The following is a 25,409-nucleotide window of genomic DNA, read 5'->3' on the forward strand; positions in this document are numbered from 1 at the left end:
TGGATAACTGCCCTTCGCGCTCACCGGCGGCCCCGGGTTGCCCTGATTTGTGCTCCCCGTGAGCGCGACGGGAGGGGGCGTGGGCAGAGTTCGCCCTAGGCGCTCACCAGGTGGCGAAAAAGAGAGACCCCGACTCGTGCCGGTGAGCGCGAAGGGCGAGGAGTGGCCGAGGGGGACGGAGTGGGCGAGCCGTGCCTCCAGGGGCGAGGGGCTAGGTGAGGGGCAGCGTTGAGGTTGGGTTGATGCCGCGAACCTTGGAATTGATGACGCCGGCGATGGCGAGCACCACGAACATGGCGGCGGCGGAGAGGAGTTGGGTGCGGGCGGTGGCGTCGGTAAGCATGAGTACCGCGATGGCCGCAAAGAGGGCGAGGGCGAACCAGGTGAGGTAGGGGAAGGCCCACATGCGGATGGGGAGGGGATGGAGGGCCTCGAGCTGGCGGCGCAGGCGCAGCTGGCTGACGGCGATGAAGACCCAGACGATGAGCAAGGAGGCGCCGGCGGCGTTGAGCATGAAGGTAAGCAGCCAGCCGGTATCGGCGTAGTTGAGCGCGACCATGACGGCCGAGAGGAGGACGGACAGGCCGATGGCGGTGGTAGGAACGCCGTCCTTATTGGTGGTGGTGAAAATGCGCGGGGCCTCGCCGCGGGAGGCGAGGGAATGCATCATGCGGGAGGAGGCGTAAATCTGCGAGTTGAACGCGGAGAGTAGCGCGAGGACGATGACGACCTCCATGATGCCGGCCGCGCCCGGGATGCCGGCGCGCTCGAGGACCATGGTGAAGGGGGATTCCGCGGCCGTGGAGGCACCGCCGAGGATGGAATAGGGCAGGAGGAACGTGATGACCAGCACGGAGCCTAGGTAGAACACGGAGATGCGCAAGATGGTGGAGCGCACGGCGTTGACCAGGGATTTCTCGGGATCTTCGGATTCGGCAGAAGCGATGGCAACCACCTCGATGCCGCCGAAGGCGAAGGCTACGGCCAACAGGCCGGCCGCGACGCCGCCGAGGCCATTGGGCATGAAGCCGTCCTCCAGGAAGACGGAGGTGCCGATGAAGGAATGGCCGGGCAGGAGGCCCAGGATGAGCAGCGCGCCGATGATGAGAAAGGCCACGATGACAACGACCTTAATGAGGGCGAACCAGTACTCGAATTCGCCGAAGCTGCGCACGCGCAGCAAGTTGACGATGCCGAAGAGGACCACGCAGATGGCGGCGGGAATCCACGGCGAGACGTTGAACCAAGAGCCAATGAAGCCGGCCGCGCCGGTGATTTCGGCGCCGAGCACGGCGACGGTGGCTAGCCAATAGATCCAGCCCTGGGTAAAGCCCGCCCAGCGGCCGATGCCGTGTTCGGCGTATTCGGAAAAGGAGCCGGAGGCGGGGATAACGGTGCCCATCTCGCCCAGCATCTGCATCACCAAAATGGCCAGAAAGCCAGCGATGACGTAGGCGAGGAGCACGGCGGGGCCGGCGGCGGAGATACCGACGCCGGTGCCCAAGAAAAGTCCGGCACCGATGGTGGAGCCTAGCCCCATCATGGTCAGGTGGCGGACCTTCAGGCCAGAACCGAGGGTGGAGGAGTTATCAGTCACTCCTCCATCTTATTTTGCCCGATTGGGCTATAGGAATCGGGGGTGTTAATTCTTGTGCAGCTCGTCGTTAAGCGCGACGGCCTCGGCCTTCCACTCCACGGCCTCAACCGCACCGGAGACGGAGTTGCGGCGCAGCAGCATGCCGGAGGCACCGGAGAGCTGGGAGCCCTTGACGTTCTCGCCATTGTCGACGCCCAGTGCTTCCGCGACCTTGCCAAAGACGGCTACCTTGGTGCCGGCGGTGACGTAGAGGCCGGCTTCGACCACGGCGTCGTCGCCAAGCGAAATGCCAATGCCGGAGTTGGCGCCGAGCAGGCAGCGCTCGCCAATGGAGATGACCTCCTTGCCGCCGCCGGAAAGGGTGCCCATGATGGACGCGCCGCCGCCGATATCGGAGCCATCGCCCACGACGACGCCCGCGGAGATGCGGCCCTCCACCATGGAAGCGCCGAGGGTGCCGGCGTTGAAGTTGACGAAGCCCTCGTGCATGACGGTGGTGCCCTCAGCCAGGTGGGCGCCCAGGCGCACGCGGTCTGCGTCACCGATTCGGACGCCGGACGGCACAACGTAGTCCACCATGCGGGGGAACTTGTCCACGGAGTAGACAACGACTGGGCCGCGGGAAGCCAGGCGGCCGCGCACCATCTGGAAATCGGACACGGCGCACGGGCCGTAGTTGGTCCAGACCACGTTGTTGAGGTGGCCGAAGATGCCATCCATATTCAGGCCGTGCGGCTTGACCGCGCGGTGGGAGAGGAGGTGCAGGCGCAGGTAAGCATCGTAGGTATCGACGGGGGCGTCATCCAGATCCTTGATGGAGGTCTCAACGGCAACGCGGGCCACGCCGCGCTCCTCGTCCGGGCCTGCCAGCGCGGAGAACTGCTGGGGAACCTCTTCCAAGCGCTTGGTCTCGGTAGTCTCTACGTTCTTATCGGTGTATACGGCCGGGAACCATACGTCCAAGACGGTGCCGTCATGGGTAATGGTTGCTAGGCCACGTGCGGATGCAGAAGTCATGCCCGCTAGCTTAGCAACTACTTCCGCGCCCCCGCGCGCTGGCCGGTGGGAAGCACGAAGGACAAGATGACGAGCACCGCAGCCAGGATGAGTACCGAGATGACCTGGTTGCGCGCGGCCGGATCAAAGAGCATGAGCAGGGTCAGTCCGGCCAGAGCGGCGGCCGTAACCCAGGGCAACCACGGGAAGCCGGGCACATGGATTTCCGTCAGCTCGCCATTATCGCGCAGGACGGGGTGCAACTTGATAAAGGACGCGACGATGAAGGACCAGATGACCAGCAGGCACCCACCGACGGCGTTGAAGAGGAAGGCCAGTAGCCCCGGCGGGTTCCAGAACTGCAGGCCTACCGAAGCGAAGGCGAAGACCATGGACAAGATGACGGCGTTGATGGGGGAGCCGGCGCGGTTTTGCTTGAGGAAGAATCCCGGGGCGCAGTGGTCCTTGGCCATATCAAAGACCAAGCGGGAGGTGGCGTAAATCTGCGCGTTGAAGGCAGACAGCAGCGCTAGGGCGATAATGGCCTCCATGAAGCCGGCCGCAAAAGGAATCTTGGCGGCCGCGAGCACTAGGGTGAAGGGGGAATCCGCCGCCACATCGGCGTCCTGGATGGAGCTAAACGGCAGCGCCATGGTGATTACCACGATGGAGCCGATGTAGAAAATCATGATGCGCACGATAATGGCGCGCACCGCGGTGGCGACGTTGTGCGCCGGATCCTCGGACTCGGCCGCCGCAATGGTTACCAGCTCGATGCCGCCAAAGGCAAAGGCAACGGCCAGCAAACCGGCGGCGAAGCCCGGCATGCCATTGGGCAGGAAGTTATCGGTGAAGTTGGTACCGGCCAAGGAGAAATCCATGCCCGGCAGGATGCCCAGCGCCATGAGTACGCCGATGACGAGGAAGGCGACGATGACGCCAACCTTGATGATGGCGAACCAGAACTCGAACTCACCAAAACCGCCCACGGCCGCGAAGTTGACCACCGCGAAAAACGCCACGGCGATAAGCGCTGGAATCCATGGGGCAATATCGAACCAATTGGAAATGATGGCGGCCGCGCCGGTGATTTCGGCGCCCATGACCATGATCAGCATGAACCAGTAAATCCACCCCATGGTAAAGCGCGCCCAGTGGCCATAGGCCTGGCCGGCGTAGGTGGAAAATGACCCCAAAGAGGGGCGGGCGGCGGCCATCTCACCAAGCATCCACGTCACCAGTGCGATGAGCGCGCCGGCTACGGCATAGGAGATGAGCACGGAGGTGCCGGAAATCTGGATGCCGAGGCCCACGCCGAGGAAGAGACCGGCACCCACGGCGGAGCCAAGGCCCATCATCGTGAGATGACGGGATTTCAATTGAGTGGCTTCGGCCATTGTTATCACCTTAGGGAGGACGAATTATTTGCAGTGAAGTGAACTTTACACAATGCGGTGAGCTGCGCGGAGCGCTAGCATGGCGCTTTGTGACTTTAGATCTATATGCAGACCCCATCGAACTAACCAAGGCGCTCGTGGATATTCCGAGCCCCTCCCACCATGAGGAGGCCATCGCAGACGCCATCGAAGAAGCGCTGCGCGGATTGGACGTCGAGGTTGCCCGCTACGGCAATACCGTGTGCGCCCGGACGAACCGCGGGCTAGATTCCCGCGTGGTGCTCGCCGGCCACATTGATACCGTTCCGTTGGCAGAAAATGTACCGCATCACATGGAAACCTCTGAAGACGGGGTAGAGATTATGTGGGGCTGCGGCACCGTGGACATGAAGTCCGGTATGGCCGTCTACCTCAATGCCTTTGCCCAGCTGCACGAGTCGGACGAGCTGAAGCATGACCTCACCGTCATCGCCTACGAGGGCGAAGAAGTGGCCACTGAATTTAATGGCCTGGGCCACCTGCAAAAAGACCACCCGGAGTGGCTCGCGGGTGACTTCGCGCTTTTAGGCGAGCCCTCCGGCGCCATGGTGGAGGCCGGCTGCCAGGGCTCCATTCGCCTGCGCGTGACCGCCCACGGCACCCGCGCGCACTCGGCCCGCGCCTGGCTGGGCTCCAACGCAGCACACAAGCTCGCGCCCATTATGAGCCGCATCGCCGCCTATGAGTCCCGCGATGTCACCATCGATGGCTGCACCTACCGCGAGGGCCTCAACATCGTCCACCTCGAGTCGGGCGTGGCCACCAATACCCTGCCGGATGAGGCATGGATGTTTGTAAACTTCCGCTTCGCGCCGGACCGTACGAGCGACGAAGCGCTGGAGTATATGAAGTCCATCATCGGTGAGGAAGAGGACGTCACCATCGAGATCGATGACATCGCACCGGCCGCCCAGCCCGGTTTGGGCCAGCCAGCGGCCAAGGCTCTTATCGACGCCGTCGGGGGCAACGTCCGCGCCAAGTACGGCTGGACTGACGTCGCACGCTTCTCCGAAATGGGCACCCCGGCCGTAAACTTCGGCGCCGGCGACCCCGGGTTCGCGCATAAGAAGGACGAGCAAGTCCCCACCGCGCAGATCACCGAAGTATCCACCGCCCTCGTGAACTACCTGAAGGGATAGACCATGACCCCTGAGCAGATGCGCACCCTGCGCGGCCCGATGCTGCTGCGCACCGAAGGCGAGCAGGCCTCCACCTTTGACCAACGGCTCTTGGAGTCCGGCGCGGACCATGAGTGGCAGCATGCCGATCCGTGGCGCGTCCTGCGCATCCAAGGCGAGTTCGTCGCTGGCTTCGATGCGCTTTCCAAGTTGCCGAAGGCCGTCACCGTCTTTGGCTCCGCACGCACCACGCCGGAGGATGCGAGCTACCAGCTGGGCGTCGAGGTCGGCCGCAAGCTCGCCGAGCACTCCTATGCCGTCATCACCGGCGGCGGCCCCGGCATCATGGAAGCGGCCAACCGTGGCGCCCACGAAGCCGGCGGGCTATCCGTGGGCTTGGGCATCGAGCTTCCCCATGAGCAGGGCCTCAACGAGTACGTCGACCTGGGCCTGAATTTCCGCTACTTCTTCGCCCGCAAGACCATGTTCTTGAAGTACTCGCAGGCTTTCATTTGCCTGCCTGGCGGCATGGGCACGATGGATGAGTTCTTCGAGGTCATGTGCATGGTGCAGACCGGCAAGGTGACCAATTACCCCATCGTGCTCATGGGCACCGAGTACTGGTCCGGCCTGCTGGAATGGATGGACAACACGCTCGCGGCCAGCGGGTATATCAACGAGGGCGACCGGGAGCTTTTCCTGCTTACCGACGACCCCGATGAGGCCCTCTCCCACATCATTCAGCGCCACCAAGTCATGAGCGATAAGCGCATCAGGGAGCCGCGTTGAGCCTCGCGCGTGTGATGGCGATTGTCAATCGCACCCCGGATTCCTTCTATGACAAGGGCGCAACCTTTGACCTTGACCCGGCGCTGCGCCGCTGCGATGAGGTGATCGCAGCCGGTGCTTCGATCGTCGATATTGGCGGCGTGAAGGCTGGCCCCGGCAAGGCTGTGGACGCGGCGGAGGAAATCGACCGCGTGGTGCCGACCATCGAGAAGGTGCATGAGCGCCACCCGGATGTGCTCATCTCCGTCGATACCTGGCGCGGCGAGGTAGCAGAGGCCGCCATCGCAGCCGGCGCCGGCCTGGTCAATGATACCTGGGCCGGTTGGGATCCCGAGCTCATCGAGGTCGCCGGCCATCACCGCGTAGGCTACGTGTGCTCGCACACCGGCGGCATCACCCCGCGCACCCGGCCCCATCGCGTCCATTTTGATGACGTGGTGGCCGATGTCATCGCGGAAACCACCCAACTGGCCGAGCGCGCTGCCTCCCTCGGCTGCCCGGAGGAACTGACCTTCATCGATCCGACGCATGACTTTGGCAAGAATACCTTCCACGGGCTCGATCTCCTGCGGCGCATCGACGAGGTCGTGGCCACCGGTTGGCCGGTGCTCATGGCGCTATCCAATAAGGACTTCGTGGGCGAGACGCTCGACCGCGGGGTAGGCGAGCGCGTGGCCGGTACCCTGGCCGCCACCGCATGGTCCGCCGCCCGCGGCGTGGCCGCCTTCCGCGTCCACGAGGTGGCAGAAACCGCCGATGTCATCCGCATGACTGCCGCCATCCAAGGCGAGGTCGCCCCGCTAGCAACCACGCGAGGCCTTGCATGAGCGTCTCCGTTATCATTCCAGCGCTCAACGAGGAGGGCACCGTCGCAGACGTCGTGCGCGCCTGCCTGGCTGATGAACCGCTCGAGGTGCTCGTCATCGACGCCGACTCCACCGACGACACCGCCTCCCGCGCTGCCGCCGCCGGAGCGGATGTGCGCAATTGGCGCGATATCCTCCCAGAGGAACCGCGCCCCGGCAAAGGCGAATCCCTCTGGCGCGGGGTTGCCGCGGCGAAGGGCGATATCGTCGTCTTTGTCGACGCCGACCTCGAATCCGCCGCGCCCGGCATGGTCACTGCCTTGGCCACGCCCTTCGCCGACCCAGCGGTGGAGATGGTCAAAGCCCGCTACCGCCGCAGCCTCAACGGCCAGCCCACCGGCGGCGGCCGCGTGACTGAACTGACTGCCAAGCCGCTCATCAAGCAGTTTTTCCCCGAGCTCGCCCATATTGACCAGCCCCTCGGCGGCGAATACGCACTGCGCCGCGCCACCGCCCTAGAACTGCCCTTCGTGGAGGGGTATGGGGTGGAAGCGGGGCTAATGGTGGACGTCGGCAAGCGGGGCACAATCGCACAGGTAGACCTGGGCACGCGGGTACACCGCAACCGGCCGCTGCACCAGCTGGCGCCGATGGCCGAGGTAGTCGCGCGCACGCTGCTCGCCCGCGCCGGGGTCATCGCTCCCGTTGCTCAACGCCCGCCGCTAAAAGGTAAGGTTTAAGCCATGCTGTCTTGGATTATGCTCCTGCTCGTCCTTATCGCCCTGACCGTCATCGGCACCTGGGTGTGGGGTTCCATCTTTGGCCGCGGCGAGGTCATGCACCCGCTCGACGAGCCGCAGAAGGTGCGCGAAAATAACCGCGCCGCCCTCCGTGAAGGCCGCCTTGACCAGGTAAAATTCGAGGTGGTTCCCCGTGGATACCGCCAGGACCAGGTAGACGATCTCCTCGCGCAACTGGAGGAACAACTATCTTCCGCGCAGAAAAGGTCTAAGCTGGAAGGAAAAGAAGTTAACTAAAGGAGACTCACTATGGCAGCAATGAAGCCGCGCACCACGGGCGGAGAAATGGAAGCAGTAGAGGAGTCCCGCAAAATCGTCATGCGCATCCCCTCGGATGGCGGCGGTCGCATCGTCATCGAGCTGAGCAAGGACGAGGCCGCCGAGCTCGGTTCCCTGTTGACCGAGGTTTCTAGCTAGTCTAGGTACATGCTTTCTCATATCGTCGACATTCTGGCCGATCCCAACGATGGCACCGCGCTTTCTGGTGCCGATGATTTCTCTCGCCTCGTCTCGGAATCCGGCCACTCTTTTGATGTGGCCAAGCAGGGCTATGTCACCCTTGCCGCCGGCGCCGGACTCAAGCACAAGGGCGATGACATGGATATGGTCAACGCCCGCGAGACCTATTTGGCCATGGGCCACTTCGCGCCCTTCGTTGAGGCCGTAACCGGGGCCGTCCAGGACGGACTGGATTCCGCCTCCCTGGCCGAGTCCACGCCCGCCTCCCTGCTCGAGGTGGGCGCCGGCACCGGCTACTACCTGGCCCATACTCTGGACTCCATCGCGGAGGCCCGTGGCGTTGGCCTCGATATTTCCCCGCACGCCGCGAAGCACTTGGCTAAGTGCCACCCGCGCGTCGGCGCCGTCGTGGCCGATGTATGGGAGCGCCTGCCCCTCCGGGATGAGTCCGTCGACGCAATCTCCGTCGTCTTCGCCCCGCGCAATCCCGCCGAATTCCAGCGCGTGCTCGCCCCGGGCGGCCAGGTCATCGTCTTGACCCCCGGCGCCGGACACCTGGATGAGCTGCGCGAGCCGCTCGGCATCCTCGGCGTGGAAGAAGGCAAGGTGGAGCGCATGTATGAGCAGGCCGAGGGCTTCCTCGAGCAGGCGGCCGACCCGGTGGATATCTCGTTCCCCATCGAGCTTGATAAGGCCTCCGTCGCCGCCCAGGTGGGCATGAGCCCGTCCGCGCGCCACATCAGCGCCGGCGAACTCGCCGAGCGCATGGCCGCACTGCCCCCGACGCTCACGGTCACCGCCCGCGCCCGCTTGGATCGCCTTCGCGCCGTCTAGCTCCCGGCCGGCCGCAGCCACCTCCACCGCCCTTCGCGCTCACCGGAAGCGCGTGGGGCGGTTCTTTTCGTCTCCCCAGTGAGCGCGAGGGGAGTTTTCCCTCCTTGCCGCTCACCGGCATACGCTTTCCGACGCCCCAGCTTCTCCCCGTGAGCGCGAAGGACGCGTGTGAGGGAGCTAGGGGAGACGCAGCCCAGCGATGTGGACTGAAAACGAAATCCCCGCTCTTGCCGCTCACCAGGAGAGGCGGAACCGCGGTGGGCGGCCGCGCCGGTGAGCGCGAAGGGCGGGGGGAGGGACGGAGAGAGACGGGTTGGGTGAGGAGGGGCGAGCCAGGAGGATTAAAGCTTGGAGCCGGAGCGCTGCCAGTCCTGCTCGATGACGGCATCGCCGGAGGTCTCGACCCGCAGGCCGGAGCAGCCGCCTTCGAAGTAGACGCGGGAGGCCATCGCGATGAGGCCACCGTCGACGAATACCTCGACGGTGGAGCCGTCTTGAATGATGGTGAGGGTATCGGAGTCGCCCTCGGCAAGCGTGGCGGTGGCGGGCTCGGAATCGGCGAAACAGTGGTCGAAGGCCTTGTTCATGGAGCGATCAAGGCTGATGTCATCGCCGGAGTGGCAGATGGTGGCGGCGGGGTCACCGGCGCCGTCGAGAAGCGTGACAGTCACGCAGGAACCGGAAGGGACTTCCATGACGCCGGTCCAGGAACGGGCGTAGTCGGAGAGCTTGACGGCATCGGGCAAGCCGGGGGCGGGGGCTTGGTAGAGGACGCCGCCCTCGAGGGTGACTCGGCGGGGCAGGGACAGGGCATTGGCCCAGCCTTCGGCCTCCCAGGAAGCGTGCTTGGTGGCGTCGTCGCCGCGGCCGTTGCCGTTGAGGAGGCCGACGATGACGGCCCGCTCGTAGCGCTGCTCTGGGGTGAGAGTGCCGGTGGTCGTATTGGTATTGCGCGGACGGGAGAAGTCGTGGCCGAAGTCTACGCGGCGGAAGCCGGAGACCACGGTAAAAGTAGTGCCCTCCAGCCGGCCGACGAGGTAGCCGGAGACGTCGCGGCCGCCGCGCTCTAGGGTGACGAAGAGGACGTCGTAGATATTGCCGTCGACCTCATCGCGCAGGCGGACCAAGCGCGGCGAGACGACCGGTGGGATGGGCGAAGTGGCGGGGACCTCACCTTCGAGGAAGCCAGGGTCGCCGTCGAACTTGAGGCCGCCGCGCAGGCGCCAAGACACGCCATCGGCGGATTCGAGGATGACGGGAACCGGGGCGTCGGAGTGGCCGGTGAGCGCGAGCATGAGCCAACCGTCGTGGCCGTCATCGCGGTCCTCGGAGGCCCAATCGGGCACCACGGAGGGGGAGCGGAAGTGATCAAAGTTGCGGGTATTGCCTACGACCTCGCCAAAACGAACGACATTGGGGTCGAGGGCCTGGGGGTCATCGGAGACCTCGCAGATCTCGTCCACATCGGCGTAGCGGGCGAGGTGAACGGAGATACCGGCGGCGGTCACGGAAGTGAAGTAAAGGTGGATATCGTCCGGGCCTTGGGCTACGGAACCGGCACGCAGGGAGAGCTCGCCGCCAACGGGCGCGAGGGCATCGTCGCAGTCCAACCAGTCAAAGGGAGACTCTTCGGAGTAGGTGTGTCCCCAGCGGGCAGGGGAGTCCGCGGTGGGGCGGTACTGGTGGAACAGGTGCCAGGTATCGCCGTCACGCAGGATTCCAGCGGGGGCGTCGAGGACGCCGTCTTCGGGGACAAAATGCAGTTCGGGGCGGTGAGTTGTCACGGCTATCCTTCCTTAAATCAAGCTGCGGTAGATATCGACGGTCTGGGCGGCAATGGTAGCCCAAGAGAAATCGCGGATGGCGCGCTCGCGGCCGGCGCGGCCAAAATTGGCGGCGCGCTCTTTATCAGCGGCGACGTCATTGACGGCGGCGGCGAGGTCGGCTTCGAAGGCGGCGGTAGCGGCGGCGTCGTAAGGCACCAGCACACCGGTCTCGCCATCGACCACAACCTCCGGAATGCCGCCTACGTTGGAGGCGACAACGGCTGTGCCGCAGGCCATGGCTTCCAAGTTGACGATGCCGAGCGGCTCGTAGATGGAGGGGCAGACAAACACATCCGCACCGGAGTAAATCTGCTGGACCTCATTGCGCGGGAGCATGTCCTTGACCCAGAAAATGCCATCGCGCTGGGCACGCAGTTCCTCCACCAGCGCCTCGGTCTCCGCCGCGATTTCGGGCGTATCGGGCGCGCCGGCGCACAGCACCAGCTGGATATCCGGGTCGAATTTCTGCGCCGCCTGCAGCAGGTGCTTTACGCCCTTTTGTCGGGTAATGCGGCCAACGAAGGCAACGATGGGGCGTTGCTTATCGACGCCCAGCTTGTCCAACACATCTCCCTCTCGTGGCTGCCATAGCTCGGTGTCGATGCCGTTGAGGACGACGTGGACCTTGGAGGCGTCGATCCGCGGGTAGGCATCCAAGATGGAGTCCTTCATGCCGGCAGAAACGGCGATGACCGCGTCGGCATATTCCATGGCGTTCTTCTCGGACCACGAGGAGACGTCGTAGCCGCCGCCGAGCTGCTCGCGCTTCCACGGGCGGTGCGGCTCCAGCGAGTGGGCGGTGACGACGTGCGGAATATCGTAGAGCTGGGCGGAGAGGTGGCCGGCGAGACCCGTGTACCACGTGTGGGAATGGGCGATGTCGATGTCAGAGGCGGCATCGGCCATGCGCAGCCCAGTGGACAAGGTCTTGAGCGCGCCATTGGCACCCTCGAGTGCGGGGTCCACGCCGTGCACAAAAACGTCCTTTTCTTCGCGCGGGGAGCCCATGCAGTGCACGGAGACATCGATGATATCGCGCATAAAACGGGTGAGTTCAGCTACGTGAACTCCGGCTCCGCCGTAGATTTCCGGCGGGTATTCTTTGGAAAAGATTCCGGCTCTCATGCCCACCCAGAATACGTATCTCTGGTGCCGCGTGCAGAAATACGGGATGGGGGTAAAAATGTGCTTATATCTGCTGCGGAATGTGGGATTAGCGGTTAGGTTTGAAAACGTGAGAAGCCTGCCAAATGTCCTAGCCATCGTCCTCGCCGGCGGCGAGGGAAAGCGCCTTTTTCCCCTGACCGAAGACCGCGCCAAACCCGCCGTGCCTTTCGGAGGTTCCTACCGCCTCATTGACTTTGTCCTGTCCAATCTGGTCAACGCCGGCTACCTCAAGATTGCGGTGCTGACCCAGTACAAGTCCCACTCCCTGGACCGCCACATTTCCCAGGCATGGAACTTGGCGGGGCCGACGCCGCAGTACATTGCCTCGGTGCCTGCCCAGCAGCGCCGCGGTAAGCGCTGGTACAACGGCTCGGCGGATGCCATTGTGCAGTCGCTCAACCTCATCTATGACGAGAATCCGGATTACGTCATCGTCTTCGGCGCAGACCACGTCTACCGCATGGATCCGGCGCAGATGGTAGAAGAGCACATTGCCACGGGGCTGGATTGCTCGGTGGCCGGCATTCGCGTGCCACGCTCTGAGGCAACGGCCTTTGGTTGCATCCAGGCCGATGGCATGGGAACCATCACGGAGTTCGTGGAAAAGCCCGCGGACCCACCGGCCACGCCGGATGATCCGAATATGAGCTATGCCTCGATGGGCAACTATGTCTTTACGGCGCAGGCGCTTATTGACGCCCTCTTGGAGGACGAAAAGAACGAGGACTCCGCCCACGATATGGGCGGCGATATTATTCCGTACTTTGTGGAGCGCGGGCAGGCGCATGTCTATGACTTCATGGCCAATGAGGTGCCGGGATCTACCGAGCGCGATCACGGCTACTGGCGCGACGTGGGCACCATCGATTCCTTCTATGAAGCGCACATGGACATGATTTCGGTGCACCCGATCTTCAACCTCTATAACCGGAATTGGCCGATTCACTCCACGGATGATTCCAATTTCCCGCCGGCGAAGTTCGTGCAAAACGGCATCGCGCAGTCCTCGATGGTGGCGCCGGGCTGCATCGTCTCCGGCGGCACGGTGCGCAATTCCGTGCTGGCGTCTGATGTCCACGTGGCCGATGGCGCCACGGTCGAAGGATCGGTCATCCTGCCGGGCGTGCGCATCGGCCGAGGTGCCGTGGTGCGCCGCGCGATCCTCGATAAGAACGTCGTCGTCAGCGATGGCGCAATTATCGGCGTGGACCGTGAGCGCGATGAGGAGCGCTTCAAGGTTTCTGACGGCGGCGTGGTTGTCGTCGGCAAAAACCAGAAGGTCTAGAGCTTCGTTACGAGCGTGAGCCCGGACCCCAGCGGCAAGCGGGTGACGGTCGCGCCCTCGAGCTCGCGCAGGTACTCGTCTGCTTCGCGGGCGGCGGCGGTGTCGCGGTCGGTCCGGGAGGCGTCGGCAAGCGTGCCATCGAGCAAAGAATTAGCCAAGACCAGGGTGCCGCCCTGGTGCAGCAGTGGCCACGCTGCCTTGATAATGGCGGGTAGGTCGAGCGCGGCGACGTCCGCGTAGATGACCTGGTAGGCGTCATTAGCCAGACGGCCCATGACTTCGAGCGGGCGAGACGGTAGGAAGCGGCCGCGCGAAGGTGCATAGCCTGCCTCGCGGAAGGCGGTCTTGGCGCTGCGCTGGTGCTCTGCCTCGGGGTCGATGCAGGTCAAGATGCCATTATCGGGCATGCCAGCGAGCAGGTAGAGGCCCACCACATTGGCGGCCGGGGTGATCGCTACGGACTGGGGGCGTTCGGTGGAACCGGCGGAGGCGGCCGTCAGGGTGGTGAGCAGCTGGCCCGTAGATTCATCTGGAACCGGCAGACCGTACTCATCGGCGTGGTCGCGCGCGCCACGCAGGGCCGCGGAGGGCTCGCTGGTGGTCTCGATATAGGAACGCAGTGCTTCATATGCGGTAGTAGTCACGTAATAGACCTTAGGGAAAAGTGTCCGCCGATGTGGCAAAAACGCGCCTAGCCAGCGAGGTTGTGGTGGGTGGGGATAATGTGACGGACTCACAGGAAATTATCAGCACTGTGGCTGGAGTTTCACCATGAAGTGTAGAAAGATGACATGCATGACAACAACGAAGCGCGATGCCGAATCCCTTCAGCCCGCCACCCCTGAGGCGGAGTTGACCGGTACCGCGGCGTTCGATGCCGGCGAAGCCGACATGCCAGCCTGGGGTGACCTCGTGGCCGAACACGCCGATGGCGTCTACCGCTTGGCGTATCGCCTCTCCGGCAACCAGCACGATGCAGAGGACCTGACCCAGGAAACCTTCATTCGTGTCTTCCGTTCCCTGGATAAATACCAGGCCGGTACGTTTGAAGGCTGGTTGCACCGCATTACCACCAACCTCTTCTTGGACATGGTTCGCCATCGCTCCAAGATCCGCATGGAGGCCCTGCCGGAGGATTATGAGCGCGTGCCCGGAACGGATATGACCCCGGAGCAGGCCTATACCGTGGCCAACCTGGACCCGGCGCTGCAATCCGCGCTCGATGGCTTGGCTCCCGATTTCCGCGTGGCCGTGGTGCTATGTGATGTCGTAGGTATGAGCTATGACGAGATTGCGGAGACCCTCGGCGTCAAGATGGGTACGGTTCGCTCCCGCATCCACCGTGGCCGTTCCCAGCTGCGTGCGGCGCTCGAAAAAGAGGCGCAAACCAATGCGGAAACCCGCATGCTGCTGCGCACGCGTTAAACCATCGCGCGCTAAACTCTAAAGAAACTGCATAGTCCCCGCCGCCGGCGGGGACTTTCCGTGTCACTGAAGGCCAAGCAACTACTGGAGGAGGGTGTCGATGGACTCGCTGCGGGGACGCCGAACCTTGTCCACGCTGAGCGTGCGCGGCGGATTCGATGCCGTTCAGGCCAAGGCCCGCGATAAGGCGAAAGCCAAGGCGCGGCGCAGCGATACCATCGGGCACCTTGGCCCAGAGGCTGTCGTTGCCTTCGTGGACGGGGAGATGGAGCCGAAATTCATGCACCGCGTGCGCATCCACTTGGTGCACTGCGCCGAGTGCCGCGCGGATGTGCACCAGCAGCGCCATGCCTCAGAGTGGGTTCGCCACTGCGCGGATTCCGCTAAGGTCAAGGCGCCGCAATCCCTGCTGGCAAAGCTCGCGGGCATTGCCACCGAAGAGGTTGCGCCCGGGCCGGATGCGGCAACGCCCGTGCACCGGCCGCAGCAGGATTTCTTGGACAAGGTGGAGATGGTGGTTCGCGCAATCAAGCACAATCAGCGCGGCTAAGAGTGAGGGACTAGTATTTAACCGTGTTTTCTTCCATTGGTTGGCCCGAGATTTTCGTCATCGTGGTTTTGGGCATCATCGTCATCGGCCCAGAGCGCATGCCTGAGGTGATTAAGGACGTGCGCGCGGCCATTTACGCGGCGCGCAAGGCCATCAATAACGCCAAGGCGGAGCTCAATGGCGAGATGGGCTCGATTACCTCGGAATTCGATGATATCCGCGGCCCGCTCACCCAAGCCGCACAGTGGACGCGCCTTGGCCCGAAGGGTGCTATTACCAAGGCGCTTTTCGACGGCGACGATTCCGCCTGGGACGATTTCAACCCGAAGAAGATGGCAGAAAACGTCAAGACCGCTACCGCTCCACAGGAGCCGGAGGAGCAGCCGCAGTCTCAACCGCAGCAGCAGCGCCCGAGCTTCGACTACTCTCAGATCTACGCAGAGCAGCCGCAGCCCCAACCGCAGACTCAGCCCCAGCCACAGCAACGCCCCCACGCTCCCCAGCCGATGGAGCAGCCCGCGCCAGAGAAAAAGCCGCCACGCGGTGGGGAAGAATCCACCGGCGGCGGCTTGTGGGGCGATGTAACCTAGGGCGCTAGTTCACGCCCAAGTTGAGGTTTTTGCCCACCAGGGAATCGGAGCGGATGGCGAGCTTATCGGCCACCGCTTGAATCTTTTGGGCGGCGGGGGACTCGGGGGAATCGAGAACAATCGGCGTGCCGGCATCGCCACCGCTGCGCAGGGTGGGATCCAACGGCACGGAGGCCAGCAGTGGCACCTCATGGCCCAAGATGACACCTAGACGATCGGCCACAATCTGTCCGCCGCCGGTGCCAAAGACATCCATGGTGGAGCCATCCGGCATCACCATGGCGCCCATATTTTCAATTACGCCGGCCACGCGCTGGCGGGTCTGCTGGGAGATGGATCCGGCGCGCTCTGCCACCTCGGCCGCCGCGGCCTGCGGGGTGGTGACAATGAGTAGCTCGGCGTTGGGGATGAGCTGGGCTACGGACAAGGCGACGTCGCCAGTGCCCGGAGGCAGGTCCAAGAGCAACACGTCGAGGTCGCCCCAGAAAACGTCAGCCAGGAATTGCTGTAGAGCGCGGTGGAGCATAGGCCCGCGCCAGACCACCGGGGCATTGCCCTCCACAAACTGTCCGATGGAAATGTGCTTGATGCCATGAGAAATCGGCGGCAGCAGCATCTCATCATCGAGCACGGTCGGCCCGTCGGTGCAGCCCAAGAGGTTAGGAACGGAGTGGCCGTAAATATCGGCGTCCACGATGCCGACCTTGAGGCCTTTCTGCACCAGCGCTGCGGCCAAGTTGACGGTCATGGAGGATTTGCCCACGCCGCCCTTGCCGGAGGCCACCGCGAAAACGCGAGTGGTGGAATCCGGCTTAGCAAACGGGATTTCCGGCTCGGCTTGGCCACCGCGCAGCTTCTTCTTCAGCTCGCGGCGCTGCTCGTCGCTCATGGCCTCCATCGTCACCGTGACGTTTCCAACGCCCTCGATATCCTCTACCGCAGCGCGGGTATTGGACTCGATGGTGGACTTCATGGGGCAGCCAGCGATGGTGAGGTAGATTTCCACGGCCACGTCATTACCGGTGACGGTAACGGACTTCACCATGTTGAGCTCGGTGATGGGGCGGCCGATTTCGGGATCTTCGACGCGGGAGAGTGCCTCGCGTACGGCGGATTCAGTAATAACGCTAGACATAACCCTTGCCATCTTAGTCACGCCGCAACAGGAGGTAAACACACCCTCGGTGTAGAATCAGCTAGACGCTCACGCGCCGCTAACTAAAAGGAGAAGAGTATCGCTATGCGCAGCTTTGCCCGCCCCGCCCGCGCCATTGCCGGTGTGGTGCTGTCCGCAACGCTGCTTACCGGCTGCTCTTCCCAGTTCGATGCCAACCCTTTTGCCAAGAGCCCCCAGAGCGAGCCCATCGGCATTTTGGTGGATACCAATGAGACCGACCAGCTTGTCCTTGCGGAAATCTTCCGCCAGGAGCTGATGGGCCAAGGCCGCGAGGCGTCCATTGTGAAGGAAGACATCTTCCAAGACACCAAGGGTGGGCGTTCCATGAACCCGGGCGGCAATTTCTATGTTGGCTGCACCGGCGCGTTCCTTAATATTCTCAACCCCGGTGAGGCGCGGGCGATTTCTAAGGATTACAAGAAGGCCCAGAAAGCCTCCGAGCCCGGGGGTGAGGACTACCTGGCGCGGACCCACATTGCGCTCATGTCGAGCTTGCCCACGGATACCACCACGGTCGAGCCTTCCGGTGCTAGCGGCTGCGAGGACGCCGAGCCCGAGTTGCCAGAGAATTTCGTGGTGCTCTATCAAGACGATCTCTTCGACCGCGAAGAGCGCCAGGCCGTGGCCTCGCTGACCAAGTTTATTACCCAAAAAGACCTCTCTGACATGGCGGAAGAGGTAGAAAACGACGACACCAGCGCGGAGAAGGTCGTACGCTCCTGGATGAATTCCTCCGGCGGCGACATCGCCCATGAAGAGGGCGACTCCGATTCTTCAGGTGGCTCCAATCTCAGCAATTCTTAGCCCGCTTGCCGACGCCCCCTTTTATCCCCGCCCCAATAACACATAAAAGGGCTTACTGCCTGCCCTTTTTCTGGGGAAATATCCCTAGCCGGATAATTCTTTTCTCGCTAGAGTGGGGAACAGGTTCATTTAGCGTGAACAGGAAAAATACAGGTGCATAGTTTCTTATAGCGGGCTTGCCAGTAATAAACTAGGTTAAATTCAGCTTCTATTACGGAAAGCTGTCTGCCCTGTGCGTTTGTCGCGGACAGGACAGCCCCTACATGGATGAAGGACTCCTTATATGACAGTTTCCAAGCGGAAATTCTTAATCAATCGCGGCTCTACTAAATCACTGGCCGCAGTATCCTCAATCGCGCTGGCTCTCGGCGCGGCCGCTGTTATTCCCGGCGTATATAGCGAGGGTAATAAAACTGAAAACGCCCGCATTCAGCAGGCTGCGGACTCAGAGCTTGCGTACACCGGCGGAATTCGCGGGGCCGATGGAACGGGCGCCATCGAGCCTGCGCAGCAGCTTGCCTCCGATATTGGTTCCGGTAGTTGTACGGTTAATTTCAGCGGCCAGCAGGGCAGCAAGGGCGGGTTCAGATTCAATATCCAGGAGCCGTCCAGGGACTCGAATAACAAGCGAACGTTTGGCGCTAACGTAAAGATGGATGCCTCGCAGGATCGAACTTGGCGCGATTTCCTTGTCTTAGGAAGCAATAATAATGCTCCTGTGCGAACCCATAGCGTTGCTGCGGCGGCACCGGGAGATAGCATTCTGGGCGAGGACATTACCCATTCCACTGAGTCGGTGATGAGCATTGGTCGGCAAGGTCCGCGTGGTCCACTCACTGCGACGATTGCGGCTGACCTGAGCGCCGACGATATTGCGGAGGCGGCCACGGAAACCGGCGTGTCCTACGGTTGGAAAGACACGTACACGCAGGACAACACTTCCCGTCCCACCCAGATTTTCAACGACCCTGACGTTCAGGTCTCATTCAACCCGTGGCCGAGTGAGAACGATAACTGTTCCGCCATTTCAGTAGATTGGGTGCCGAAGGAAAAGTTGGTCATTCGTCCAGGCGAAGAACTCAAAGTCGGCCACATTAATGCCGACTCAAACTCCATGTCTCGTATGGTTGCGGAAGCCTACGATGCCCAGGGCAAGTACATCGGTTCGAGCAACTCCTCCGCCTCTGGCGGTGAGCAGAAGCTGCGCATCGACGATAACGGTGACATTATCTACACGGTGCCGAAGTATAAGGGCACGAAGCTGTCCGCGCAGCAGGGAACTCGTTTCAACGTGATGGCACAGCCACGTACGGTCAAACAGCTGCGTGATGCGATTCCCGACGGAGATTTTGGACAAGTATATGACGAGTCCAACGCGCTGGATCGCTACAACAAGCCCAACGTCATTTCGGGTCACCAGTGGAGCTTGGACGATACCCAGTTCCACGATCCTCTCTATGAACCTGCTCAGCAGGAGATTATCTCCGGCGTCGACAGCGAGAACGGCCCGGTAGCAACTGGACCGCAGTCGGTGACTTTTACGCAGTCCGGTGACAAGATTGCTGAACTGGTGAAGTCGCGCGATGAGGGCGGCGTCGAAGCCGAGGTAAAGCTGGATAATCGCTATGTGTTCAACGGCTGGAAAGCTGTCATGGATCCGGACAGCTATGAGGTTACGGTGACCGCCCCGCCGAACCCTGCACCGGGCACGTTTGCACAGCCGCGCGTCATCGTGACCTATACCAACGGCTCGCAGGACATCATTCCGCTGCTCGCCGTCGTTGATCCGAATAATACTCAGGTCACCGAGTTGGAAACCCCGGGCCTAGTTCAGGGCCCCGCAGGAAAGCCGTTGAAGGCTAGCCTGACCACCAAGGCGGTTATGGACGGCCACGATCCGGTTGCTCCGACTTCTTATAAGGTGGATGAGAGCACCGTTCCGGACGGCTGGAAGGTCAAGGTTGATGATGACGGAAACCTCGTAGTCGTAACCGCTACGTCTGACGAGAACACCCCAAATAACTCCAAGATCACTCCTACGATCATCGCCACCTACCCTGATGGCACCACGGATAGGGTTGAAGCAACCTTCCAGATCACTAATAACGTCAAGGTTCCGGACTACACTGCAGTAACTGGCAAGGCCAACGAAGAGGTCACGCTCGAACCCGTCATGCCAAACATTGGCCTGGGCGGAAACGCTGACGACGAGCAGCCGAATCGGTATACCTTCCCCGATGGTTCTTTGGAATACAAGACCGGTGACTGGACCGTCACCATTGATGAAAACACCGGTGAGCTGACCTCCACCATCCCGGATAATGCACTTCCGGGCGCACAGATCACCGTGCCGGTGAAGTCCTACTATGCCAGCGGGGCTAACCCGCAGATTGCTACTGGTGTTATCAATGTCATCGGCGATGATACCGGCGATGACATAGCTAGCTATCCGCCTAAGTACACCAAGCCAGGTGAACCAGTAAAGTCTGACATCAACACCCAGCTATCTGATCCCTCCCTGGGCAAGTACAAGCTGCCAAAGAATCTGCCGGCCAACTGGACCTTCTCCATTGATGACAACGGTTCTGTTACCGCTACTCCGAACTCTGACGTCCCCGCCGGCGCCAGCGTGCAGGTTGACGTTGAAGTAACCTATCCTGACGGTTCCACGGCGAAGGTGCCAGCAAAATTCGCTGTGGTGGATTCCTACTCTTCTGCCAATAGCCCGTCTTACCCAACGGTTACCGGCAAGCCGGGAACGAGCGTCACCAGCACCGTCAACCGCACGGACATTGACGATGACGCGGAGCCAACCTTCTCCATCATCACGGACCCGAATGATCCTTCCTACATTGCGCCCCCGCGTAACCTGAACCTTCAGGATGTAAAGATCGATCCGAAGACGGGTGAAATCACCACCCCGATTGCCTCCAATGTATTGCCTGGATCTCATGCGGATATTCCAGTGCGCGTGACTTACAAGGACGGTTCCTCCAATACCACCATCGCCACTGTGGTCGCCGTTGCACGCCAGAATCAGGTATACGAGCCGCAGTACGAACAGCAGACCACCACTCCGGGTCAGCCGGTGGACTCGCTCATCACTGACAACACCAAGGTTCCCAATAGTGACCTCATTGATGATGCGTCCCAGCGCTATTCCGTACCCGCGGAGGTCAATGGCTGGAAGACCAGCGTGGATGAGAACGGTGTGGTCACCGCGACCGCTCCTAGCGACGCCAAGCCTGGCGACGGCGTGGATGTTCCAGTAACGATTACCTATCTTGACGGTTCTACCGATACGGTCCTCGCATCGTTTAAGGTCAAATCCCAGCAAAAGGACACCAACGAGCCGGTATACGCGGTTGAATCCACCAAGCCGGGAACGAAGGTTACCCGCGATGTGAATCTCAATAACGCGCCATCCGATACAAAATTCTCCTTCGGTAACGATGGCGACCAGCCGATTTACCACTTGGAGCAAGACGGCTGGACTTACGATATTGATTTCAAGACCGGCGAGGTTTCGGCCACCCCGTCGAGCACTGCCAAGCCGGGTGATAAGAAGACGATTGACGTAATCGCTAACTACCCGGATGGTTCGACGGATAAAGTCCCACTGACCACCGTGGTGAACTTGACGCAGAACTACGAGGTTGACCCGGCCTACCCACCGGAGACCACCTATCCGGGCGACGAGGTCACCTCGCCGCTAAACCTCAACCTTCCGGATGGCGTCAAGGTTGCTCCCAAGGAAAAGACTCCTTATCGCATTTCGCCTGTCGACGGCATGGTTCCGACCGGTCAAACCAACGCCGCCGGCAACCCGACCTACTTCTACTCAACCGCGAACGGTGATTGGATCGTAGGCCTCGATGACAGCGGCAACGTTATGGCTACTGCGCCAAAGACGGCCAAGCCGGGCGATGCCATTGGTGTGCCTGTCATCGTGACTTACGAGGATGGCTCGCAAGATACCGTCACTGCGCCGATCAGCATTAAGGACGCGCCAACCCGTGAGGTGCCGTTTGAGGTCGAGTACAAGTACGACGACACGGTCCCGCAGGGAACGTACAAGGTAGAAAAGAAGGGTGAGCCAGGCGCCGAGGTACAAAACCGCGCCGGTGAGTGGTCCCAGACCAAGGCACCTGTCAACGAAGTCGTTGTCATTGGCACCCAACCTTCTAAGGCATCTGATGAGATGACCTGGACCATGCAGACTGGTTTCGACACCATCATGCGCCCTAACCCGGAGCTTGCTCCGGGCGAGGTCAAGGTGGTCCAGGAAGGTGAAGCAGGCGAGCGCACCATTTCGGTGAAGTTCGACGCGACCCTCGAGCAGGGAGGCGTACCGAAGGTAGAGACCACCTCGGATTCGCAGACCAAGGACCCGAAGCCACGCATCGTGGAATATGGTCCTGGCCTAGATGACCAGGAGCTGACCTTCACCGATAAGAACCGCATTCCGTTTGAGACCGAGATTGTCTATGATCCTTCGCTAAAGGCCGGCGAGCAGGTCGTAGACCAGAAGGGTGAAGAAGGCGAAGAGGCCGTCACCACCACCCAGAAGCTGGTCAACGGCAAGCCGTCCGGCGACCCTGTCGTCACGAAGGAACAAACCAAGGCGCCGGTCAAGCAGGTCATCCGTGTGGGCGGCAAGACCGAGGGCCAAACCTCCAATTCGGTTGAGACCGAGGTTCCGTTCGGCGTGAAGATCGAGTACGACCCGACCATGCCTGCCGGTGAGTCTCAGACCGTCACCGAGGGCAAGCCGGGCAAGAAGACCATCACCGTTACTCAGAAGGTGTCCAACTCCAATCCGGATGGCGAGCCAACCGTAGAGGAGAAGGTCACTGAGCAGCCTGTGGATCAGGTCATCAAGGTCGGCACCAAGCAGGCCACCGCTTCTGACAAGGTCGAGTGGACTGAGCCTATTCCGTTCGGCACCACCCTGCGCCCAAACCCGGATCTTGCTCCGGGTGAGACCAAGGTGGTCCAGGAAGGCAAGAACGGCGAGGCATCGTACACTGCTACCTTCACCGGAACTGACGGCAAGGCCGAGGTAACCGAGTCCAAGGATCGCACCGAGCCTGTCGAGCGCATCGTCGAGTACGGCCCGCAGGCCGAGGACACCTCCGTGGTCACCAAGACCGAAAAGCCTGTCCCATTTGAGACCGAAATCGTCTTTGATGATTCTTTGAAGGCGGGGGATCAGGTCGTCGATAAGCAGGGCGAGAACGGCACCGAGGTGGAAACCTCTACGCAAAAGATTGTGGACGGCAAGCCATCCGGCGAGCCGACCGTGACCACTGAGCGCACCAAGGAGCCCACCAACGCGGTGATCCGCGTGGGCACCAAGACCGAGGGCACGAACACCACCGAGTCCGAGGTCGAGGTCCCGTTCGAGACTGAGATTCAGTTCGACGACTCCCTGCCGACCGGTACCCAGGAGACGGTCCAGGAGGGCAAGCCGGGCAAGGACAAGGTCACCACGACCCAGACCATCGAGAATTCGAAGGTCACGGGTACCACGACCGAAACCGAGCGCGTCGAGGAACCGGTCAAGAAGATCATCAAGGTCGGCACCAAGGGTGAGACCACCTCCAAGACCGTGGAGTGGACCGAGAGCACCCCATTTGAGGTCGAGGTTCGCGAGAACTCGGATCTCAAGGCCGGGGAGACCAAGCTGGTCCAGGAAGGAAAGCCAGGTGAGGTCAAACACGTCGTGACCGTGACCTCCGATAATGGCGAGATTTCCACCAAGGATGACACCGAGGAGATCCGGAAGCCGACCAAGCAGATTATCGAAGTCGGTACCGCACCATCCCAGACCGAGCTGAGCGATAAGCACACCGAGCAGCTGCCGTTTGAGACCCTCATCGAGTCTGACCCGAACCTCGAGGCAGGCAAGGTTGTGGAGGACCAGGCTGGTTCCTTCGGCGAGAAGGAAGTCACCAAGGTCTGGAAGCTCAAGGACGGCAAGGTCGTGGGCGACCCAGAAACCACTGAGGACGTCACCAAGGAGCCGACCCCGCGCAAGCTACGCGTAGGCACCAAGGTGGTCACGGAAACGCAGACCGAGACCGAAACCGAGAAGGTCACCGAGACCAAGGAAGTTCCGGTCGAGCTGGACCGCGGCTTCTACGGCGTGGAGCTAACCAAGCCGGGCGAGCCTGCTTCCCAGAACATCAAGGACGGCTCCGAGGGCAATACTTACGAGATCGGTGAGCTCCCAGCCGGCTGGACCGCCACCGTGGACGAGAACGGCACGGTTACGGCCACGCCGCCTGCCGACGCCAAGTCGGGCGACTACGCCGAAATCCCGGTTACGGTTACCCCGGAGGGCGGCAAGCCCTACACCGCGACGGCAACGTTCATCGTCAAGGAGGACCAGCCGGTAGACCCGACTCAGCCAACCGAGACCGAGGTCATCACCGCGCCAACCTATAACCCAGCGGTTATTGAGGCCGGCGATACCCAGACCGTAGATATCAACTACGGCCACACGGATGGCAATACCTACGAGTTGGGCGAGGTTCCAGCGGGCTGGACCGTGACCATCGATGAGACCACCGGCCAGCTGATGGTTACTCCGCCGGCTGATACCCCGAGCGGTACCATTCAGGAAATCCCGGTCACCGTCACCACCGAGGATGGTCAGACCTTCAATGTGAAGACCGTCATCGGCGTCATCAGCGACAACTGTGGTTGCGAGCCTGTTGAGCCGACCGACCCGACCGATGAGCCAACGGACGACCCGACTGAGGATCCTAAGGATCCGACGGTGGATCCCAAGGACCCAACTGAGGACCCGAAGGATCCGACCGAGGATCCTAAGGACCCGACCGACAAGCCGACCACGGATCCAACTGAGGACCCGAAGGACCCGACGGAGGATCCTAAGGATCCAACCGACAAGCCGACCACGGACCCAACCGAGGATCCTAAGGACCCAACCGGCGAGCCAACTACGGACCCGACCGACGAACCGACTGGCAAGCCAACCGTTGATCCGAGCGAAGGCCCGTCCGAGGATCCTAAGGACCCGACGGAAGACCCGAAGGACCCAACCGACAAGCCGACCACGGACCCAACCGAGGACCCGACTGACGAACCAAACCCAGGTAAGCCAGACGAACCTCAGGATCCGGAGCCAGGCAAGCCAAATGACCCGAAGGACCCAGAAGACCCGAGTGGCTCGAGCATCTCGGATGGTTTGGTACCGATTATCGGCGGCCTGATTGGCGGCGGAATCTTGGGCTCCAGCGTCAACGATCACCACACCCCAGGTGGTTCGCCAGATGCCAAGCCAAAGGTTCCGACCGCACCTCAGCCTAAGCTTGGTGAGGATGAGCCGAAGATCAGCGGCAAGGTTGAGCTGAATGAGCAGGGCCAGCAGACCAATGGTCAGACCAACCAGTCCAACCCGAGCTACGGCGATGCACCGCGGAGCAACTCCACGACCTCTAGCCAGAGCGGCTCTAAGAGCACCTCTGGTTCGACGTCGAGCAACCGCGCACTGGCTGATACCGGTGCCAATGTCCTCGGAATCGTGGGCGTGGGTATTGCACTCATCATCGGTTCCACGCTGTTGCTGCGTCGTGAGCGCCGTAATGACTAATCATTCGGCCTAGCGCCCAGCGCCTGCTAAAGACGGCAGTCACCTTATTGAAAGGTGGCTGCCGTCTTTGCTTTCTAACGACTGGCCAAGGCGTGCCTGTGGGCAGGCCAGAACAGAAGCCTAAGTGAT

At 61.8% G+C, this 25,409-nt stretch carries 20 protein-coding genes; 13 read left to right on the forward strand and 7 right to left on the reverse strand.

Annotated features, from left to right (window positions below; translation table 11 throughout):
- Nucleotides 1-211: 211 nt before the first annotated feature.
- The 3 genes from ACKFRX_RS05275 to ACKFRX_RS05285 all read right to left on the reverse strand — a co-directional run bounded on the left by ACKFRX_RS05275 (nucleotide 212) and on the right by ACKFRX_RS05285 (nucleotide 3,990).
- Nucleotides 212-1,543, reverse strand: a complete 1,332-nt coding sequence (locus tag ACKFRX_RS05275; RefSeq protein WP_408920070.1) for an amino acid permease — start codon at nucleotides 1,541-1,543, stop codon at nucleotides 212-214.
- 99 nt (nucleotides 1,544-1,642) lie between these two features.
- On the reverse strand, nucleotides 1,643-2,614 hold the full coding sequence (dapD, locus tag ACKFRX_RS05280; protein WP_150851324.1) for a 2,3,4,5-tetrahydropyridine-2,6-dicarboxylate N-succinyltransferase: 972 nt from the start codon (nucleotides 2,612-2,614) through the stop codon (nucleotides 1,643-1,645).
- A gap of 17 nt (nucleotides 2,615-2,631) precedes the next feature.
- Complete coding sequence (locus ACKFRX_RS05285; protein WP_408918998.1) at nucleotides 2,632-3,990, reverse strand: amino acid permease; 1,359 nt, start codon at nucleotides 3,988-3,990, stop codon at nucleotides 2,632-2,634.
- 89 nt (nucleotides 3,991-4,079) lie between these two features.
- Here ACKFRX_RS05285 and dapE point away from each other — a divergent pair, with 89 nt between their 5' ends.
- From dapE to ACKFRX_RS05320, 7 genes are read left to right on the forward strand one after another with little or no spacing between them, the layout of a single operon-like run.
- Nucleotides 4,080-5,168, forward strand: a complete 1,089-nt coding sequence (gene dapE, locus ACKFRX_RS05290; RefSeq protein WP_408918997.1) for a succinyl-diaminopimelate desuccinylase — start codon at nucleotides 4,080-4,082, stop codon at nucleotides 5,166-5,168.
- 3 nt (nucleotides 5,169-5,171) lie between these two features.
- Nucleotides 5,172-5,936: a TIGR00730 family Rossman fold protein gene (locus ACKFRX_RS05295; protein WP_198492838.1), complete on the forward strand. Its 765-nt coding sequence runs from the start codon at nucleotides 5,172-5,174 to the stop codon at nucleotides 5,934-5,936.
- Nucleotides 5,937-5,950: 14 nt separating this feature from the next.
- On the forward strand, nucleotides 5,951-6,763 hold the full coding sequence (folP, locus tag ACKFRX_RS05300) for a dihydropteroate synthase (protein ID WP_408928269.1): 813 nt from the start codon (nucleotides 5,951-5,953) through the stop codon (nucleotides 6,761-6,763).
- Complete coding sequence (locus tag ACKFRX_RS05305) at nucleotides 6,760-7,482, forward strand: glucosyl-3-phosphoglycerate synthase (protein ID WP_408928224.1); 723 nt, start codon at nucleotides 6,760-6,762, stop codon at nucleotides 7,480-7,482. The genes folP and ACKFRX_RS05305 overlap by 4 nt, the downstream gene beginning before the upstream one ends.
- A gap of 3 nt (nucleotides 7,483-7,485) precedes the next feature.
- Nucleotides 7,486-7,779 (forward strand): DivIVA domain-containing protein, encoded by a 294-nt coding sequence (locus ACKFRX_RS05310; protein ID WP_005327512.1) that lies wholly within the window; start codon nucleotides 7,486-7,488, stop codon nucleotides 7,777-7,779.
- A 12-nt stretch (nucleotides 7,780-7,791) separates the two neighbouring features.
- Entirely contained in the window at nucleotides 7,792-7,959 is a 168-nt protein-coding gene (locus ACKFRX_RS05315; RefSeq protein WP_005323535.1) for a DUF3117 domain-containing protein, read from the forward strand.
- Nucleotides 7,960-7,968: 9 nt separating this feature from the next.
- Nucleotides 7,969-8,835 (forward strand): methyltransferase domain-containing protein, encoded by an 867-nt coding sequence (locus ACKFRX_RS05320; RefSeq protein ID WP_005323532.1) that lies wholly within the window; start codon nucleotides 7,969-7,971, stop codon nucleotides 8,833-8,835.
- Between the two features lie 341 nt (nucleotides 8,836-9,176).
- Here ACKFRX_RS05320 and ACKFRX_RS05325 read toward each other — a convergent pair whose 3' ends face one another.
- Both ACKFRX_RS05325 and glgA read right to left on the reverse strand, forming a co-directional pair.
- Nucleotides 9,177-10,619, reverse strand: a complete 1,443-nt coding sequence (locus ACKFRX_RS05325) for a GH32 C-terminal domain-containing protein (RefSeq protein WP_408928225.1) — start codon at nucleotides 10,617-10,619, stop codon at nucleotides 9,177-9,179.
- Between the two features lie 12 nt (nucleotides 10,620-10,631).
- On the reverse strand, nucleotides 10,632-11,786 hold the full coding sequence (gene glgA / locus ACKFRX_RS05330) for a glycogen synthase (protein WP_250410275.1): 1,155 nt from the start codon (nucleotides 11,784-11,786) through the stop codon (nucleotides 10,632-10,634).
- A gap of 109 nt (nucleotides 11,787-11,895) precedes the next feature.
- Between glgA and glgC the strand changes: the two genes are divergently transcribed.
- Entirely contained in the window at nucleotides 11,896-13,113 is a 1,218-nt protein-coding gene (glgC, locus tag ACKFRX_RS05335) for a glucose-1-phosphate adenylyltransferase (protein WP_040425050.1), read from the forward strand.
- Here glgC and ACKFRX_RS05340 read toward each other — a convergent pair.
- Complete coding sequence (locus ACKFRX_RS05340; RefSeq protein ID WP_408928226.1) at nucleotides 13,110-13,757, reverse strand: O-methyltransferase; 648 nt, start codon at nucleotides 13,755-13,757, stop codon at nucleotides 13,110-13,112. The two genes, glgC and ACKFRX_RS05340, sit on opposite strands and share 4 nt — an antisense overlap.
- Before the next feature lie 151 nt (nucleotides 13,758-13,908).
- Between ACKFRX_RS05340 and sigE the strand changes: the two genes are divergently transcribed.
- The 3 genes from sigE (at nucleotide 13,909) to ACKFRX_RS05355 (ending at nucleotide 15,678) form a co-directional block, all read left to right on the forward strand.
- On the forward strand, nucleotides 13,909-14,538 hold the full coding sequence (gene sigE / locus ACKFRX_RS05345) for an RNA polymerase sigma factor SigE (protein WP_408928227.1): 630 nt from the start codon (nucleotides 13,909-13,911) through the stop codon (nucleotides 14,536-14,538).
- 100 nt (nucleotides 14,539-14,638) lie between these two features.
- Entirely contained in the window at nucleotides 14,639-15,088 is a 450-nt protein-coding gene (locus ACKFRX_RS05350) for an anti-sigma factor (RefSeq protein ID WP_250410277.1), read from the forward strand.
- 23 nt (nucleotides 15,089-15,111) lie between these two features.
- Nucleotides 15,112-15,678 (forward strand): twin-arginine translocase TatA/TatE family subunit, encoded by a 567-nt coding sequence (locus tag ACKFRX_RS05355; protein WP_408918991.1) that lies wholly within the window; start codon nucleotides 15,112-15,114, stop codon nucleotides 15,676-15,678.
- Nucleotides 15,679-15,682: 4 nt separating this feature from the next.
- On the opposite strand, the gene ACKFRX_RS05360 is transcribed toward ACKFRX_RS05355, so the two are convergent.
- Nucleotides 15,683-16,813 (reverse strand): Mrp/NBP35 family ATP-binding protein, encoded by a 1,131-nt coding sequence (locus tag ACKFRX_RS05360; protein WP_408928228.1) that lies wholly within the window; start codon nucleotides 16,811-16,813, stop codon nucleotides 15,683-15,685.
- Between the two features lie 105 nt (nucleotides 16,814-16,918).
- On the opposite strand from ACKFRX_RS05360, the gene ACKFRX_RS05365 reads away from it, so the two are divergent.
- Together ACKFRX_RS05365 and ACKFRX_RS05370 are read left to right on the forward strand one after the other, a co-directional pair.
- The gene (locus ACKFRX_RS05365; protein ID WP_250413475.1) at nucleotides 16,919-17,659 is read left to right on the forward strand and encodes a hypothetical protein; all 741 of its coding nucleotides are present in this window, start codon (nucleotides 16,919-16,921) and stop codon (nucleotides 17,657-17,659) included.
- A gap of 283 nt (nucleotides 17,660-17,942) precedes the next feature.
- The gene (locus ACKFRX_RS05370) at nucleotides 17,943-25,280 is read left to right on the forward strand and encodes a G5 domain-containing protein (RefSeq protein WP_408928229.1); all 7,338 of its coding nucleotides are present in this window, start codon (nucleotides 17,943-17,945) and stop codon (nucleotides 25,278-25,280) included.
- Nucleotides 25,281-25,409 lie beyond the last annotated feature (129 nt).

This window comes from Corynebacterium tuberculostearicum, from assembly GCF_046097465.1.
GTDB lineage: Bacteria > Actinomycetota > Actinomycetes > Mycobacteriales > Mycobacteriaceae > Corynebacterium > Corynebacterium tuberculostearicum_I.